The following is a 15,447-nucleotide window of genomic DNA, read 5'->3' on the forward strand; positions in this document are numbered from 1 at the left end:
GTGACCTTTGCAACGCAGCGTAACCGGAACTCGACGAGAGTGCAGGACGGCCGTTGAGTGATCAATCGCGCAGCGCGGTGAATCGTCCCTGGTGGTAGAGGAGGGGGCGACCGGGGCCGGTGGGATCGCCCATGACGACCTCGGCGAGCACGACGCGGTGGTCGCCGGCCGGCACCCGTGCGGCGACGCGGCACACCAGCCAGGCGAGCACGCCGTCGAGGACGGGCACGCCCTGCGGACCCTCGTTCCAGTTGGTGGGGGTGCCGAAGCGGTCGGCGCCGCTGCGGGCGAAGGTGGCGGCCAGCTCCTGCTGGTGCTCACCGAGTATGTGGACGCCCACGTGCTCGGCCATCGACATCGCGGGCCAGCTGGAGGCGCCGGTGCCGATGCCGAACGACAGCATCGGGGGATCCGCGGAGACGGAGGTGAGGGAGGTGGCGGTGAAACCGACCGGGCCGTCGGCTCCTCGCGCGGTGATCACGGCGACTCCCGCGGCGTGCCGCCGGAAGACGGAGCGCAGGAGGTCGGGAGAGGCGGTGTGCGGGGTGGCCAGTTCGGGCGTGGCCGTCATGGAGTTGTCCTTCTGCCGGGGATGACGAGCGGATGCGTGACTGCTCAGCGGCCCGGACAGCACGCGCTCGCGGTGCGGGCGAGGTCGACGTGGAGGCGACCGTGGAGAAGGAGTTCCGAAGGCACAGGGTCAGGCTGACGATAGTGAGTGTGCTCAGTCAAGCACGTTCCGCGATGTGGGAGATGGCTCACTCGGACCCCCGGGCGGTTCACACGGCCTCGCCCAGTGCCGCGATCACGTCGGCCTTGCGGGGCTGCCCGGCGGCACGCCGCACCACGCGGCCGCCGGAGTCGAGCACCAGCACGGTCGGCGTCCTGCGGACACCGAGGTCACGCACCAGCTCCAGCCGGGCCTCGGCGTCGATCTCGATGTGCGCCACGCCGGGGACCAGGCCGGCCACCTCACCGAGGATCCGCCGCGTGGCCCGGCAGGGGGCGCAGAACGCGCTGGAGAACTGCACGAGGCTCGCGCGCTCGCCGAGGGCGGCGCCCAGCTCGGCCGCCGTCAGCCGCTCCTCCTCGCCGTGCCTGTGCACCGCCGCCCTCCCGCCGCTCCCGTCACCTGTCCCCGCGCTTCCAGCACCCGTCCCCCGCCCCTCCCGGCGCCGGCCCCGCCCTTCCTTCCTTTCCTTCCCTGCCCACCGGTCCGTCATCCGTACCGGGTTCCGGGCACGGCGAGGAGGGCCCGTTCCGGCTCGGGACAGGCGGTCCCGGAGCGCGCGACACGCCGCCGACCGGCGGACCGACGTGACGAGGATCTCGCCGCCGAGGGGCACGCGGGCTGGCTCCCGGCGCGTTCTTGGGGCACGATCTGCGACATGCCGTGAACCTACGGCTGCGTAACTTTCCCCGCCGGGAGTTCCCCTTCCCTGGCAGAGAGTCCCTGGCACAGCGGCCCGGTACCCGGTCCCTGGCACAGAGTCCCTGACAGAGAAGCATGGCAGAGAAGAAGGAAGGGTCCGCCCCGCCCATGGCTGAGCTCGTCTACCGTCCCGTCATCGGTTTCGCCCGCACGCTGTTCAAGGTGTGGGACCTCAAGATCGACTGCCGTGGTTCGGAGAACATCCCCCGCTCGGGCGGCGCCGTGCTGGTCAGCAACCACATCAGCTACCTCGACTTCGTCTTCAACGGGCTCGCGGCGCTCCCCCAGAAGCGCCTCGTGCGGTTCATGGCCAAGGAGTCCGTCTTCCGGCACAGGGTCTCCGGTCCGCTGATGCGCGGGATGAAGCACATCCCGGTGGACCGCAAGCAGGGCGAGGCGGCCTACGCCCACGCGCTGGACTCGCTGCGGTCCGGTGAGATCGTCGGGGTGTTCCCGGAGGCCACCATCTCGCCGTCGTTCACGCTGAAGAGCTTCAAGTCGGGCGCCGCCCGGCTGGCCCAGGAGGCGGGCGTTCCGCTCATCCCCATGGCCGTGTGGGGCACGCAGCGCCTGTGGACCAAGGGACACCCGCGCAACTTCAAGCGCAGCCACATCCCCGTCACCATCCGGGTGGGCGAGCCGGTGGAGGCCCCCCGCGACCAGTACGCCGGGGCGATCACCCGCCGGCTGCGCGAGCGGGTGCAGGAACTGCTGGAGGCCGCCCAGCGCGCCTACCCCGTACGCCCCAAGGGGCAGGACGACACCTGGTGGATGCCCGCCCACCTCGGGGGCACGGCGCCCACACCGGACCAGGTACGGGCGGCGGAGGCGGGCTGACCCGACGGTCGCCCCGGGCCGGGACACTCGCCGAAGGCGTCGGCCGGGTCCCCGGCCGGACCGGTCCGCGCGGTGAACCGCCGGGGCGGAGGGCATGTCCGCCCCGGGAGGCCCCTGTCCTCCGTCGAGCGGACTGCGGGGCCCCGGGCTCGCGGCGGGTTCCGTCTGCGGCGCGACGGCGGTGCCGTGGGCCCGCCTCGGAGCGTGGCGGGGATCGACGCCGGAGGTGCGACCGGTCGGATCTTCCTGGATCAGCCGCATGCCGGCGGGCATGGGAATGCGATCACCCGCGCTTCAATGGCTCTACAGGTGATCACATATCTGTGCAACACGGGCTAGCGCGCCATCTCCTCCTTCAGTGCCGCCACGAACGCGTCGACGTCGTCCGCCGTCGTGTCGAAGGCGCACATCCAGCGGACCACGCCTGCCGCCTCGTCCCAGAAGTAGAAGCGGAATCGCTTCTGCAGGCGCTCGCTCACCTCGTTCGGGAGCTTGGCGAAGACAGCGTTGGCCTGGACCGGGTAGAGGATCTCCGCGCCGTGCACGGCGCGGACGCCCTCGGCCAGTCGCTGGGCCATCTCGTTGGCGTGGCGCGCGTTGCGCAGCCACAGGTCCTTGGCCAGCAGCGCCTCCAGCTGCACCGAGACGAAGCGCATCTTGGACGCCAGCTGCATCGACAGCTTCCGCAGGTGCCGCATCCGCCGTACGGCGTCCTGGTTGATGACGACGACCGCCTCGCCGAACACCGCGCCGTTCTTCGTCCCGCCGAGGGAGAGGATGTCGACGCCGACGGCGTTGGTGAACGTCCTCATCGGCACGTCCAGCGAGGCCGCCGCATTGGCTATCCGGGAACCGTCCAGGTGCACCTTCATGCCGTGGGCGTGGGCCTGATCGCAGATCGCGCGGATCTCCTCGGGCGTGTAGAGCGTGCCCAGCTCGGTGCTCTGGGTGATCGAGACCACCTGCGGCATCGCGCGGTGCTCGTCCTCCCAGCCCCAGGCCTGCCGGTCGATCAGCTCAGGGGTGAGCTTGCCGTCCGGCGTGGGCACGGTGAGCAGCTTCAGACCTCCCATCCGCTCGGGGGCTCCGCCCTCGTCGACGTTGATGTGGGCGCTCTCGGCGCAGATCACCGCGCCCCAGCGGTCGGTGACCGCCTGGAGCGCGACGACGTTGGCGCCGGTGCCGTTGAAGACCGGGAAGGCCTCCGCCGTGGGACCGAAATGGCTGCGGATGATCCGCTGGAGGTTCTCCGTGTAGACGTCCTCGCCGTACGCGACCTGGTGACCGCCGTTGGCCAGGGCCAGGGCGGCCATCACCTCCGGGTGCGCCCCCGCGTAGTTGTCGCTGGCGAATCCGCGCACCTCGGGGTCGTGGTGGCGGCGGGCGTCGGTCTTCGGGGGGTTCACGGCTTCTCGGTGAGCCACAGACGCTGTCCGTTCACTTCCGCGGCGGGCTTGTCCCAGACGCCGACGATCGCCTCGGCAAGGTCCTTGACGTCTGTGAAGCCCGCGAACTTCGCGTTGGGGCGATCGGCGCGCATCGCGTCGTGCACCAACGCCTTCACCACCAGGATGGCAGCCGCCGACGTGGGCCCCTGCTCGCCCCCGGCCTTGCGGAAGTAGTCGGCCATCGCCAGCGTCCACGCCTCGGCGGCGGCCTTGCCCGCGGCGTAGGCGGCGTTGCCCGCGGTGGGCCGGCTCGCGCCCGCAGCGCTGATGAGCAGGTACCGGCCGCGGTCGCTGCGCTGGATCGCCTCGTGGAAGGCCAGGGAGGTGTGCTGGACGGTGCGGATGAGCAGCAGCTCCAGGAAGTCCCAGTCGTCCAGGCTGGTCTTGGTGAAGGTCTCGCTGCCGCGCCAGCCGCCGACGAGGTGGACCAGGCCGTCGACGCGGCCGAACTCCTTCTCGGTGCGGGTGGCCCAGTCGCGGGTGGCCTCCAGGTCGAGCAGATCGACGGTCTCGCCGGTGACGGTCGCGCCGCCGGAGGCGTAGCGCGCCGCGTCCACGGCCTCCGCCAGCCGCTCCGGGTCGTTGTCGGCGCCGACGACGACGGCGCCGGCCTCCGCCAGCCGGAGCAGGGCCGCCCGGCCGGCGGGCCCGCCCGCGCCGGCGACCGCGATCACCGCACCCCTGAGAGCCCCGTTCCCCATGTTCCTCGCCTCCTGAGCAGTGTTCTCGGTACGCCGGTCGCTCACGCGGCGACCTGCTCGGCGCTGTCCGCGGTGATGCCCTTCGTCTGGGCGATCACGTTCTTCAGCTTCTTGGACAGGGCCTCATAGAACATGCTCAGCGGAAACTCGTCAGGAAGCACGTCATCGACGAGCTTGCGCGGGGGCAGGGACAGGTCGAGGGCGTCGGGACCCTTGGCCCACGTCGAGCCGGGGTGCGGGGAGAGGTAGGCGGAGACCAGCTCGTAGCCGGCGAACCAGTGGACCAGCTTGGGGCGGTCGATGCCGTCGCGGTAGAGCTTCTCGATCTCGGCACACAGCTCGTTGGTGACCTGCGGGGCGCGCTGCCAGTCGATGGACAGCTTGTTGTCGGTCCAGCGCACCACGTCGTGCTTGTGCAGGTAGGCGAAGAGCAGCTGGCCGCCGAGCCCGTCGTAGTTGCGGACGCGGTCGCCGGTGACCGGGAAGCGGAACATCCGGTCGAACAGCACGGCGTACTGCACGTCACGGGCCTGCGGGACGCCGTCGGCCTCCAGCTTCACGGCCTCCTTGAAGGCGGTGAGGTCGCAGCGCAGCTCCTCCAGGCCGTACATCCAGAACGGCTGGCGCTGCTTGATCATGAAGGGGTCGAACGGCAGGTCGCCGTGGCTGTGGGTGCGGTCGTGGACCATGTCCCACAGGACGAAGGCCTCCTCACAGCGCTTCTGGTCGTGGACCATCGCGGCGATGTCCTCGGGCAGCTCCAGGCCGAGGATGCCGACGGCGGCGTCGGTGACGCGGCGGAAGCGGGCGGCCTCGCGGTCGCAGAAGATGCCGCCCCAGGAGAAGCGTTCCGGCGCCTCGCGGACCGCGATCGTCTCGGGGAAGAGGACGGCGGAGTTGGTGTCGTAGCCGGCCGTGAAGTCCTCGAAGGTGATGCCGCAGAACAACGGGTTGTCGTAGCGGGTGCGCTCCAGCTCGGCCAGCCACTCGGGCCAGACCATGCGCAGCACGACCGCCTCCAGGTTGCGGTCGGGGTTGCCGTTCTGGGTGTACATCGGGAAGACGACCAGGTGCTGCAGGCCGTCCGCACGGCGGGCGGCGGGCTGGAAGGCGAGCAGCGAGTCGAGGAAGTCGGGCACCTCGAAACCGCCCTCGGACCACCGCTGGAGGTCCTTGGCCAGAGCCTCGTGGTAGGCGGCGTCGTGGGGCAGCAGCGGGGACAGCTCCTGCACGGCCTCGATCACCCGGCGCAGCGCGGCCTCCGCGTCGGCACGGGCCGGCGCGCCGTCGGCCTCGAAGTCGATCGAGCCGTCCTTCGACTGCCAGGGCCGGATCTGCTCCACGGCATCCTTGAGCCGGGGCCAGGCGGGGTTCTCGACCACCCTGCTCACCGGAGGAACCTGCTCCCCCGAACCCACCTGCACAAGAATTTCCGTCATGTCCCATCCTCCACGGGAGAAGCTCGCGTAAGGACACCGTAGGCATATGCGGTTTCTTCCAGCAAGAGGAGTATCAGGAAATTATCCTGCGGACCCCCGGCCTTCACCGCAGGTTTTCCTGCCAGAGGGTCCGGGAAGGGATGCTTCCGCGCGCCCGCGCACATCCGGGTGCATCGTGGGAAGGGCGACTAGGCTGCGGCCCGACTGCCGTCGACGGAAGCGAGGCCACCTTGAACTTCCTCACCATCGGTCACCGCGGAGTCATGGGCGTCGAGCCCGAGAACACCCTGCGCTCCTTCGCCGCCGCCGAGCGCGGCGGGCTGGACGTCATCGAACTCGACCTGCACCTGAGCAAGGACGGCGCGCTGGTCGTCATGCACGACACGGACGTGGACCGCACCACGGACGGCAGCGGCCCCATCGCCGAGAAGACCCTGGAGGAACTGCGCACGCTGGACGCGGGGCACGGAGAGCGGATCCCCGTCTTCGAGGAGGTCCTGGACGCCGTACGCGCACCGCTCCAGGCCGAGATCAAGGACGTGCGCGCCGCGCGGACGCTGGCCGCGGTGATGCGGGAACGGAACCTGGCCGAGCGGGTGGAGGTGCTGTCGTTCCACGACGAGGCGATCGCGGAGATCGCCCGGCTCGTGCCGGGGGCGCGCACCGCGCTGGTGGCCGAGCACTACGGACCCGAAGTGGTCGACCGCGCGGTCGCCGTGGGCGCCGCGACCGTCTGCCTGGACATCCAGCGCCTCACGCTGGAAGTGGTGGAGCGGGCGCGCAAGGCGGAGCTGCGGGTGTGCGCCTGGGTGGTGAACACGCAGCAGCATCTGCGCCTCGTCCGCGCCCTGGAGCTGGACGGCGCGACCACGGACTATCCGGACATCAAGCGCACCGGCCGCTTCACCGCGTGAGTGCCGCGTCCCGGGTCAGCCCAGCGGCTTGACCAGCAGCTCGAAGCGCAGGTCGGGGCGGCGCGGCAGACCGAAGCGCTCGTCGCCGTACGGGAAGGGACTCGTCCGGCCCGTACGGCGGTAGCCGCGCCGCTCGTACCAGGCGATCAGGTCCTCCCGGACGGAGATCACGGTCATGTGCATCTCCGTCGCACCCCAGGCGGTGCGGGCCTGCCGCTCCGCCTCCGCGATGATCACCTTGCCGAGCCCGGCGCCCTGGAGGGACGGCCGTACCGCGAACATGCCGAAGTAGGCGTGGGCGCCGCGGTGTTCGAGCTGGCAACAGGCGACGACCTCGCCGTCCTGCTCGACCGTGAGCAGCCGGCTGTCCGGTGACCTGATCACCTCCAGTACGCCCTCCGGGTCGGTGCGCTGCCCGTCGAGTATGTCGGCCTCGGTGGTCCACCCGGCCCGGCTGGCGTCGCCTCGGTACGCCGACTCGATCAGCGCGACCAGCTCGTCCACGTCGGCGCCGGTGGCGTCGCGGAAGGTCAGTGCGGGGGACTCCATGGGGTGCTTCTCCCTACGTTCGGGGGCTCGGGGCCGGGACGAGGGTAACCCTGCCACTAGGCTCCGGATGCATGGTGCACGTTCTCAGCAGCCGGACACTCCTGCGCCCCACCGACCCGGAGCGCTCCCGCGCCTTCTACGGCACCCAACTCGGGCTCGCCGTGTACCGGGAGTTCGGCACGGGGCCCGAGCGCGGCACGGTCTACTTCCTCGGCGGTGGTTTCCTGGAGCTCTCCGGCCGCTCCGACGCACCGCCCTCCCCGGCCGTGCGGCTGTGGCTGCAGGTCGAGGACGTGGCGGCGGCCCACGCGGAGTTGCTGACCCAAGGCGTGGAGATCCTGCGGGCTCCGCTGAAGGAACCCTGGGGCCTGGTGGAGATGTGGATCGCGGACCCCGACGGCACGCAGATCGTCCTGGTCGAGGTCCCGGCGGACCATCCGCTGCGCCATCGTCCCGGGATCTGAGCCCCGCTGCGGGACCTCCGGCCCGGCCGGCGTCGGTGAGGCGCAGATGGGCGACCCTGCGGTCGGAGGGCGGGCCGCCCTCCGACCGCGGGGTCGTGGCCTGCGTCACTTGGCGTGACGATCCGTACCCCGGGGCGGCCCGCCCCTCGTAGGGTGCTGGGCATGATGGTCCCCGCGGTCCTGTTGCTGCTCGGTACCCTGACCGCCGTCACGGCCCCCCGGCTGCTCGCCCGCGCCGACTGGCCGGACCGCGAACCGGTCGTCGCCCTGTGGATGTGGCAGTGTGTCGTCACGGCCGTCCTGCTGTGCTGCGCACTGTCCATGACGCTCAGCGCCGCCGCGGCCTGGCAGGCGGTCCGCGGCCATCTCTTCGCCCCCGCGCCGCACGCGGTCGTGGAGGCCTACGCGCTCGGCACGAACGGCCCGTGGGCGGCGGCCACCGCCGTGGCGCTCGCCTGCGGCGGGATGTGGAGCGCGGCGATGCTCGTCCGCGAGGTCGTGCGCGCCCGGGCGCGCCGGCGGCTGCGCCGGGCCGAACTGCGGCTGCGTGCCCCGTTGCTGCCCGGTGAGGAAGCGGGCAGCGGGCGGCTGGTCGTCCTGGAGGGCGAACGGCCCGACGCCTGGTGGCTGCCGGGCACGTCCCCCCGGCTCGTCATCACCACCGCCGCGCTCCGCCGGCTCAGGGGGCGGCAGCTGGACGCCGTGCTCGCGCACGAGCAGGGGCATGCGCGGGCCCGGCACGACTGGCTGCTGCACTGCTCCTCCGCGTTGGCCGGCGGGTTCCCGCGGGTGCCGGTGTTCGCGGCGTTCCGGGACGAGATGCACCGGCTGGTCGAACTCGCCGCCGACGACATGGCCTCGCGCCGTTTCGGGCGGCTCACCACCGCCCTGGCACTGGTCGAACTCAACGAGGACCGGGGCGTGTTCGGCCCCTGCCCCGCCCCGCAGGCGCACGTCCCGCAGCGGGTGGACCGCCTGCTCACCGCGCCGGCCCGGCTCGCCCCGGCCCACCGCCTGCGCCTGACGGCGACCGCTGCGCTGGTGCCGGTGGTGCCGCTGCTGGTGACCTTCGTACCGGGTCTGCGGGCGCTCGGCTGAGGCCGGTCGCAGACTGGCGAGGGCTCACGCCCTGCGCTCCCCCAGCTCTTCGAGCAGGAGGGGGACCTCCGGAACACGCGCAGGACGCCGCTCCTTCACGGGCGAACGTCACCCGCCGCGGCGCTGGGGGGTGTTGCGAAAGTCCCGCACAGCACCGCACCGGACGTTCGAAGCACCCCCTAGTCGAGGGCGGCCATCGCGGTGCGGAGCTCGTCGAGGGCGCGGCGGGTGAGGTCCGTGAGCGTCTCGCGTCCCGCCGGATCGGCCCACTCCCCGAAGGCACGGTCGAAGGCACGGAGGCCGATCTCGGCCGCGAGGCTCGCGGCCGGTTCGGGCACGCCGCGCCCGTGGAGCGCGTCCGTCACGGCCCCGGCCAGCTTGACCCGCTTCAGGGCCGAACGCTCCTGCAGTTCGCTGTGACCGGCGATGACCGGACGCAGCACGGCACTGAACTCCCGGCGGTCATCGGTGAAGGTGGCGGCCATCGCGTCGAGGCCCGCGGCGACGGCCTCGAGGGGCGTGGCCGGGGCGGGTGCCCCGGTGATCGCGTCGGCGAGAAGCCGGGCGTGCAGGTCCTGGCCGGCGAAGAGCACTTCGCGCTTGTCGGGGAAGTGCCGGAAGAAGGTGGTCTTGGTCAGACCGGCTCGGTCCGCGATCTCCTTGACGGTGGTGGCGTCGTACCCCTGCTCGGCGAACAGGTCGAGTGCGGCGCGCACCAGCCGTTGCCTGGCGTTCGGTTCCCATCGGGCCATGCCGCCAGCATAAGTGATGTGACTTGGTACCGTCACTCGGACTATAGTGACGGTACCAAGTCACATCACTCCGCCCCGCCAGGTGGGGCGACCCCTCCAGGAGGCCTCATCATGCGAGTCTTCGTCACCGGCGCCGCCGGTCACATCGCGTCGGCCGTCGTGCCCGAACTGATCCAGGCCGGACACGAGGTCGCCGGCCTGGCCCGGTCCGATTCCTCGGCCGCGGCCGTGCGGGCCCTGGGCGCCGAGGTACGCCGCGGTGACCTCGCCGACCTCGACGGCCTGCGGCAGGCCGCGGCCGACGCGGACGCGGTCGTCCACCTCGCCTTCGACCACGCGGCCATCGCCGCCGGGAGGTTCGGCGATGCCGTGGCCGCCGACCTGGCCGCGGTGCGGGCCGTCGGCGAGGTGCTGACCGGCACCGGCAAGGCCTTCGTCGGCGTGGGCCTGACCCCCACCGGCGATGCGCGGCGCGACGCGGCCATCGACGCCAACCCCCGCTCCGCCGTGGCGCGCGCGATCCACGCGTACTCCGAAGCGGACGTGCGGACCGTCCTCGTCGCCGTCCCTCCCGTCACGCACAGCACACGTGACAAGGCCGGGTTCGTTCCCACACTGATCAGGATCGCCCGCGACACGGGCGTGTCCGGATACGCCGGCGACGGGGCCAACCGGTGGCCCGCCGGCCACGTCCTGGACGTCGGGCGCCTCTACCGGCTGGCGCTGGAGAAGGCCCCGGCGGGCTCGCAGTTGTACGCCGCCGCCGAAGAGGGCGTCACGGTGCGGGAGATCGCCGAGACGATAGGCCGCCACCTGGACGTCCCGGCCGTGAGCATCCCGACCGAGCAGGCCGCCGACCACTTCAGGGGCTTCCCGTTCATCACGCTCGACCTCACGATGCCCACCGAGGCGACCCGTCGGCTGCTGGGCTGGGAACCCCTGCGGCCCGGTCTGATCGCCGACCTCGACGAGGGCCACTACTTCACCACCGGCTGACGCCGGTTCACCACGGGCCGGCACCGGCCCACCCGGACGGCCCCTCCGTCGGCCCGGGACCGGCCGCGGCGAAACCCCGGGACTTCGGAGCCACGGGCCGCAGGGCCCCGGTCCCGGGACGCCGCGGGCGAGCCGCGAACGTTCCGGACCCGGCACGACCGGGTGAGCGCACCCCGGGGGGACCGCCACCCGGCGCCCCGCCTCGGCCCCCACCCCGCCGGTCGGGGAGAATCGGCCCATGGACGCCCCGCCCGCCGCCCCGCCCGCCGCCCCGCCTCCTCACCGCGGCGAGGGACGGCGCACCGCGCTGGGTGCGGGAATCGCGCCGTTTCTCGGCGCGGGCATGCTGACGTCGCTGGTCGCGCTGGGGTGGCGGCCACTGATCGAGACCGACACCCGCGTCGCCCGCACCACCCACCGGTGGGCCACGGACGACCCGGGGCTCACGCACGCCGTTCGCATCCTCACCGACTGGGTGTGGGACCCCTGGACGATGCGGCTCGCCGCCACCCTCGCGGCGGTGTGGCTGGTGTGGCGGTACGCCGCCTGGCTCACGGCCGTGTGGCTGGTGGTCACCTGTGACCTGGCGATCCTGGCCGAACAGGGACTCAAGGCCGCGGTGGGACGGCCCCGCCCCACCTGGCCGGACCCCGTCGACTCCGCGCGGTACGCGGCCTTCCCGTCCGGGCACGCCATGACGGCAACGGTCGTCTGCGGGCTGCTGTTGTGGCTCGTGCACCGGTACGGGGCGGGCCGCCGCGTGCGCCGTACCGCGTTCGCGGTCGCCGCCGTCTCCGTCGTGGGTGTCGGCGCGACCAGGGTGTGGCTGGGCGTGCACTGGCTGTCGGACGTGGTGGGCGGCTGGCTGCTGGGGGCACTCGTCGTGGCGCTGGCGGTGGCCGTCCACCCGCGGCGGGCGTGAACGGCGCCCCCTGCCGCCGCCCTCGCCCTTCCCCACGACACCAGGCGGACCCGCTGACACCCGGATCGCCGGCCGCTACCGTGGTGACACGGTGAGCGAAAACGGGGGAAACGGGAGAAACAGTGGACGACTGGATCTACTTGGCCGTCATCGCGTGCGGTCTGGCCGTCATCGCGATGCTGGGGGTGGTGATCACCCTGACCCTCAGGTTGAGGAAGAGCTTCCGGCTGCTGGGCGGCGAGGAAGTGCCGTTCCAGAACAAGTTCGCGTTCTGGGCGTCGATCGTCTACACGATCTGGCCGGTCGACCTGCTGCCCGATCCGATCTACCTCGACGACATCGGCATCCTCTTCGCCGCCCTGCACTCGATGAACAGGGCGGCCCGGCGCGCCGGGATCACGACGGGATAGCCCGCCGCCCGCACCACGACCTCTCCCGGGGCCACCCCAGAGGAAAGGAGATCCACCGTGCGGAGAGGCTCCCCGCCACCGGGTTGATCTCCCAGGAGCGTCCCCGGCCCGCAGCCGGAGAGCGCGCCGGTACGTCCGCCGCACCGTCGAAGCTGCGTTCGACCTGACCCCGGCCGTCGTAGCCCAAGGCCACCATCAGGGGAAGTGAAAGCCCGTCTCGGACGATCCCCCGCGTCGCCCGAGACGGGCGGCAGAACGACCATGCCCACGAAAGGGCCGGCCGACACGCGCTGAGTATAGTTGGCTGGCAGCCAGTCAACGCAGGAGTTACAGCATGTCCCCGCGCAGCGCCTCGGTCAACGCAGAATTGCGGCGGCGTTCCCGGGAGCGGCTGCTGCAGGCGGCGGTCGAGCTGGTCAACGAGCGCGGCTACGAGGCGACGACGCTGAGCGACATCGCCGACCGGGCGGGATCGGCGCGCGGCCTGGTGTCGTACTACTTTCCCGGCAAGCGCCAGCTCGTGCAGTCGGCGGTGCACCGGCTGATGCACCGCACGCTGGAGGAGGCGCTGGAGCGCGAACCGCACACCGACGACGGCAGCGAGCGCATGGCGCGGGCCATCGACGCGATCCTGGGGCTGGCCCGCGACCGGACCGTACTGATGCGCCAGCACATGGCCGGGCTGCTGCAGGCCGAGGGGTTCGTGCAGTGCCCGGAGCAGAAGCGGCTGGCGGAACTGCTGCGGGACACCGTCGCCCGGCACGGCTCCGGTGACGTCGACGCCGACTATCCCATGCTGCGCTCGCACCTCATGGGCGCCGTGTACGCGATGGTGCTGCCGAACGTGCCGATGGCGTTCGCCGCGATGCGGTCCGAGCTGTTCGCCCGCTATCGGCTCGACCGGCGGCTGGGGCTCCCGCAGGACGCCCCGCCGGCCTCCGGCGGGGCGTGCCGGTCGGATCTGTCCCGGTTCTTCTCGACCGGTGGGAAGACCTGCGAGCAGCCGAAGGGCTCCGGACCAGGCGAAGGCTAGGCGGCCGGCGGGGCGGCGAGCACGCCGGCCGGCGGCCGGACGCGCGCCAACCCCGGCTCCCGGTTGCCGTCGCTCGGCGCCCCGGTACGACGTGGTGAATCCGCGAGGCGAACCCCGCACCCGCGGGCCGGGCGCCGAGGCGTGGGCCGGACCTGGGCGCGCGGGCCGGAGGGGCCGTACGAGGGCCCGGCAGGGCACCCCGCGCCCGGGGCGCCCTGCCGGCTCAGCGCCGGGCGTGACGTGGCGTCAGGAAGCCGGCGTCGCGCGCCTGGGCGATCAGACGCAGGGACCTGCGCCGGCTGTGGCCGGTCACGCACATCACCGCGAGGACCGGGTCGAGGCCGTCCTCCTGCGCCGCGCGGTACTCCTGGGCGACCAGCCAGCGGCCCTCGATGCCGCGCGGCCAGGCAGGGCGGGCCCGGCGCCCGGCACCGGGCTCACCGGTGGCGCCGTCCGTCCCGCAGGCGTCGGCCGCGTCGTCCGTGTCGCCCGCTCCGTCGCCCCAGCGCAGATCCTGTGTGTCGCCGGGTTCCACCCCACCCGCCCCGTCCGGCCGATCCGTTCCGTCCGTGCGGCCGGGGTCGACGCCGCACGCCTCGAACAGGGGCTCCTCGATCCAGTCCGCGAGCACGGTCAGGTCGTCCAGGGACAGCGCGGGCTGGGCACGGACGTCCTCGAGCCGCACGCAGCCGGCGGACACCACGGCGAGGGCGTCGACCCGGGCTCCGTCGGGGAACGCCAGCCGGACCTGGAACCACGAGGTCGCGCCGCCCTCCTCCTGCACTTCCCACGCGGGCCGCACGGACACGGCACCGTCCGTCCCGGACCGATCAGAAAGATTAAGAAAGGATGCTTCTAGCACACACGCAACGTAACCGCATGATCACATTCCATACGAACGGACACGCACGCCGTCGACACACCCGGCACTCTGTCAGCGCAGCGCACCCGGTGCGATGCTGGAGGCGACAGCGCTCTTCGGCCCCCCGGGCCGCCCCGTGCCCCCTGGGTAAGGAGTCGTGCCGTGTTCCGTGTCGCCGTCGTGGGCTCCGGGCCCAGCGGGGTCTACACCGCCCAGAGCCTGCTCGAGCAGGACTCCGAGGTGCTCGTCGACGTCCTGGACCGGCTGCCGTGCCCGTACGGACTGGTCCGCTACGGGGTGGCGCCGGACCACGAGAAGATCAAGTCGCTGCAGAACAGTCTGCGGACGGTCCTCCAGGAGCCGCGGGTCCGCTTCCTCGGCGGTGTCCACGTCGGCGCCGGAGGTGTCCCGGCGGAACGGCTCGCGGAGCTCTACCACGCGGTCGTCTACTGCGTGGGTGCCGCCACCGACCGCCGGCTGGGCGTGCCGGGCGAGGATCTGCCGGGCAGTTGGTCGGCGACCCGGTTCGTGTCCTGGTACAGCGCTCACCCGGACGCCCCGCCCGGCGGGTTCGTCGCCGGCGCCCGCGCGGCGGTGGTGATCGGCGCCGGGAACGTGGCAGTCGACGTGACGCGGATCCTGGCGCGGGGCGCGGACGAGCTGAGCGGCACCGACATGCCGCAGGCCGCGCTCGCCGCGCTGGCCGCGAGCCGGGTCACCGACATCCACATGGTGGGCCGGCGCGGACCGTCCCAGGCCCGTTTCACCACCAAGGAGCTGCGTGAGCTCGGTTCCCTGCCGGACGCCGAAGTCATGGTGGACCCGGAGGAGTTGGCATTGGACCCGCAGTACGCCGACCCGTCCGGCCTGCCGGCCGCGCAGCGCCGGAACGTGGAGGTGCTGCGAGAGTGGGCGGGCCGGCCGCGCCGGGGCGCACCGCGCCACATTCACCTGCGGTTCTTCCTGCGTCCGGTCGAGTTGCTGGCCGGCGGGGGGCCGTCGTCCGGCGGGCCGGGCGGGGAGCCCGAGAAGGGCCGCGTGGGCGCCGTGCGGTTCGAGCGGACGGCGCCGGACGGACGTGGACGCGGCGGCGTGCGGGGCACCGGCCGGTTCGAGGAGATCGACGCCGAGCTGGTGCTGCGGTCGGTGGGCTATCGCGGGGTGCCGCAGGAGGGGCTGCCGTTCGACGCGGAGCACGGAACGGTCCCGCATCTGGCCGGGCGGGTGGTGCACGAGGGGGCGGCGGTCCCGGGCCGGTACGTGGCCGGCTGGATCAAGCGCGGCCCGACGGGTGTCATCGGCAGCAACCGCCCCTGTGCCAAGGAGACGGTGACCTCGCTGCTGGCGGACGCTCCCGCGCTCGCGGCGCGCGGGCTGCCCGGCGATCCGGTCGGCGCCCTGCGTGCGGAGGGGGCGGAGCCGGTCGACTGGGCGGGCTGGCTCGCCATCGAGCGGGCCGAGGAGCGGCTGGGCGCCTCACTGGGGCGTGGCGTGGTCAAGCTGCCCGATTGGGAGTCCCTGCTGGCGGCGGCGCGGTCGGGCAGGTAGCGGCGGCGGGGGTGCCCGGCGGACAGGACACACGGCGGCGGG

At 72.7% G+C, this 15,447-nt stretch carries 18 protein-coding genes; 9 read left to right on the forward strand and 9 right to left on the reverse strand.

The window, feature by feature from the left end; translation table 11 throughout:
• Window positions 1-61: 61 nt before the first annotated feature.
• The 3 genes from I3F54_RS04135 to I3F54_RS04140 are packed head-to-tail and all read right to left on the reverse strand — an operon-like array spanning window position 62 to window position 1,223.
• Window positions 62-571: a flavin reductase family protein gene (locus tag I3F54_RS04135; protein WP_240117186.1), complete on the reverse strand. Its 510-nt coding sequence runs from the start codon at window positions 569-571 to the stop codon at window positions 62-64.
• Window positions 572-615: 44 nt separating this feature from the next.
• Window positions 616-783 (reverse strand): putative leader peptide, encoded by a 168-nt coding sequence (locus tag I3F54_RS32475; RefSeq protein WP_374205848.1) that lies wholly within the window; start codon window positions 781-783, stop codon window positions 616-618.
• Window positions 780-1,223 carry a thioredoxin family protein gene (locus I3F54_RS04140; protein ID WP_240117187.1) on the reverse strand — a complete coding sequence of 148 codons (444 nt, stop codon included), beginning with the start codon at window positions 1,221-1,223 and terminating at the stop codon, window positions 780-782. The genes I3F54_RS32475 and I3F54_RS04140 overlap by 4 nt, the downstream gene beginning before the upstream one ends.
• Before the next feature lie 317 nt (window positions 1,224-1,540).
• Here I3F54_RS04140 and I3F54_RS04145 point away from each other — a divergent pair, with 317 nt between their 5' ends.
• A complete protein-coding gene (locus I3F54_RS04145) occupies window positions 1,541-2,269 on the forward strand; it encodes a 1-acyl-sn-glycerol-3-phosphate acyltransferase (RefSeq protein WP_240117188.1) in 729 nt (242 codons plus the stop codon).
• Window positions 2,270-2,604: 335 nt separating this feature from the next.
• On the opposite strand, the gene I3F54_RS04150 is transcribed toward I3F54_RS04145, so the two are convergent.
• The 3 genes from I3F54_RS04150 to I3F54_RS04160 are packed head-to-tail and all read right to left on the reverse strand — an operon-like array spanning window position 2,605 to window position 5,857.
• A complete protein-coding gene (locus tag I3F54_RS04150) occupies window positions 2,605-3,675 on the reverse strand; it encodes a low specificity L-threonine aldolase (RefSeq protein WP_240117189.1) in 1,071 nt (356 codons plus the stop codon).
• The gene (locus I3F54_RS04155; RefSeq protein ID WP_240117190.1) at window positions 3,672-4,418 is read right to left on the reverse strand and encodes an SDR family oxidoreductase; all 747 of its coding nucleotides are present in this window, start codon (window positions 4,416-4,418) and stop codon (window positions 3,672-3,674) included. Before I3F54_RS04155 ends, I3F54_RS04150 begins: the two co-directional genes overlap by 4 nt.
• 41 nt (window positions 4,419-4,459) lie before the next feature.
• Complete coding sequence (locus I3F54_RS04160) at window positions 4,460-5,857, reverse strand: DUF6421 family protein (RefSeq protein ID WP_240117191.1); 1,398 nt, start codon at window positions 5,855-5,857, stop codon at window positions 4,460-4,462.
• Between the two features lie 230 nt (window positions 5,858-6,087).
• On the opposite strand from I3F54_RS04160, the gene I3F54_RS04165 reads away from it, so the two are divergent.
• Entirely contained in the window at window positions 6,088-6,771 is a 684-nt protein-coding gene (locus tag I3F54_RS04165) for a glycerophosphodiester phosphodiesterase family protein (RefSeq protein ID WP_240117192.1), read from the forward strand.
• Between the two features lie 15 nt (window positions 6,772-6,786).
• Here I3F54_RS04165 and I3F54_RS04170 read toward each other — a convergent pair whose 3' ends face one another.
• Window positions 6,787-7,320 (reverse strand): GNAT family N-acetyltransferase, encoded by a 534-nt coding sequence (locus tag I3F54_RS04170; protein WP_240117193.1) that lies wholly within the window; start codon window positions 7,318-7,320, stop codon window positions 6,787-6,789.
• Window positions 7,321-7,391: 71 nt separating this feature from the next.
• On the opposite strand from I3F54_RS04170, the gene I3F54_RS04175 reads away from it, so the two are divergent.
• A complete protein-coding gene (locus I3F54_RS04175) occupies window positions 7,392-7,784 on the forward strand; it encodes a VOC family protein (RefSeq protein ID WP_240117194.1) in 393 nt (130 codons plus the stop codon).
• A gap of 162 nt (window positions 7,785-7,946) precedes the next feature.
• Complete coding sequence (locus I3F54_RS04180; protein ID WP_240117195.1) at window positions 7,947-8,882, forward strand: M56 family metallopeptidase; 936 nt, start codon at window positions 7,947-7,949, stop codon at window positions 8,880-8,882.
• A 179-nt stretch (window positions 8,883-9,061) separates the two neighbouring features.
• Here I3F54_RS04180 and I3F54_RS04185 read toward each other — a convergent pair whose 3' ends face one another.
• Complete coding sequence (locus tag I3F54_RS04185) at window positions 9,062-9,634, reverse strand: TetR/AcrR family transcriptional regulator (RefSeq protein ID WP_240117196.1); 573 nt, start codon at window positions 9,632-9,634, stop codon at window positions 9,062-9,064.
• 111 nt (window positions 9,635-9,745) lie between these two features.
• Between I3F54_RS04185 and I3F54_RS04190 the strand changes: the two genes are divergently transcribed.
• The 4 genes from I3F54_RS04190 (at window position 9,746) to I3F54_RS04205 (ending at window position 12,995) form a co-directional block, all read left to right on the forward strand.
• The gene (locus tag I3F54_RS04190) at window positions 9,746-10,630 is read left to right on the forward strand and encodes an NAD-dependent epimerase/dehydratase family protein (protein WP_240117197.1); all 885 of its coding nucleotides are present in this window, start codon (window positions 9,746-9,748) and stop codon (window positions 10,628-10,630) included.
• Window positions 10,631-10,868: 238 nt separating this feature from the next.
• On the forward strand, window positions 10,869-11,552 hold the full coding sequence (locus I3F54_RS04195) for a phosphatase PAP2 family protein (RefSeq protein WP_240117198.1): 684 nt from the start codon (window positions 10,869-10,871) through the stop codon (window positions 11,550-11,552).
• A gap of 122 nt (window positions 11,553-11,674) precedes the next feature.
• Window positions 11,675-11,962, forward strand: coding sequence for a DUF1232 domain-containing protein (locus I3F54_RS04200; protein WP_240117199.1), 288 nt, complete (start codon window positions 11,675-11,677; stop codon window positions 11,960-11,962).
• 334 nt (window positions 11,963-12,296) lie between these two features.
• Window positions 12,297-12,995 (forward strand): TetR/AcrR family transcriptional regulator, encoded by a 699-nt coding sequence (locus I3F54_RS04205; protein ID WP_240117200.1) that lies wholly within the window; start codon window positions 12,297-12,299, stop codon window positions 12,993-12,995.
• A gap of 223 nt (window positions 12,996-13,218) precedes the next feature.
• On the opposite strand, the gene I3F54_RS04210 is transcribed toward I3F54_RS04205, so the two are convergent.
• Complete coding sequence (locus tag I3F54_RS04210) at window positions 13,219-13,803, reverse strand: DUF6214 family protein (protein ID WP_374205849.1); 585 nt, start codon at window positions 13,801-13,803, stop codon at window positions 13,219-13,221.
• A gap of 216 nt (window positions 13,804-14,019) precedes the next feature.
• Here I3F54_RS04210 and I3F54_RS04215 point away from each other — a divergent pair, with 216 nt between their 5' ends.
• The gene (locus tag I3F54_RS04215) at window positions 14,020-15,405 is read left to right on the forward strand and encodes an FAD-dependent oxidoreductase (protein WP_240117201.1); all 1,386 of its coding nucleotides are present in this window, start codon (window positions 14,020-14,022) and stop codon (window positions 15,403-15,405) included.
• The last annotated feature ends 42 nt before the right edge of the window (window positions 15,406-15,447 follow it).

The organism is Streptomyces sp. MUM 2J (assembly GCF_022414535.1).
Classification (GTDB): domain Bacteria; phylum Actinomycetota; class Actinomycetes; order Streptomycetales; family Streptomycetaceae; genus Streptomyces.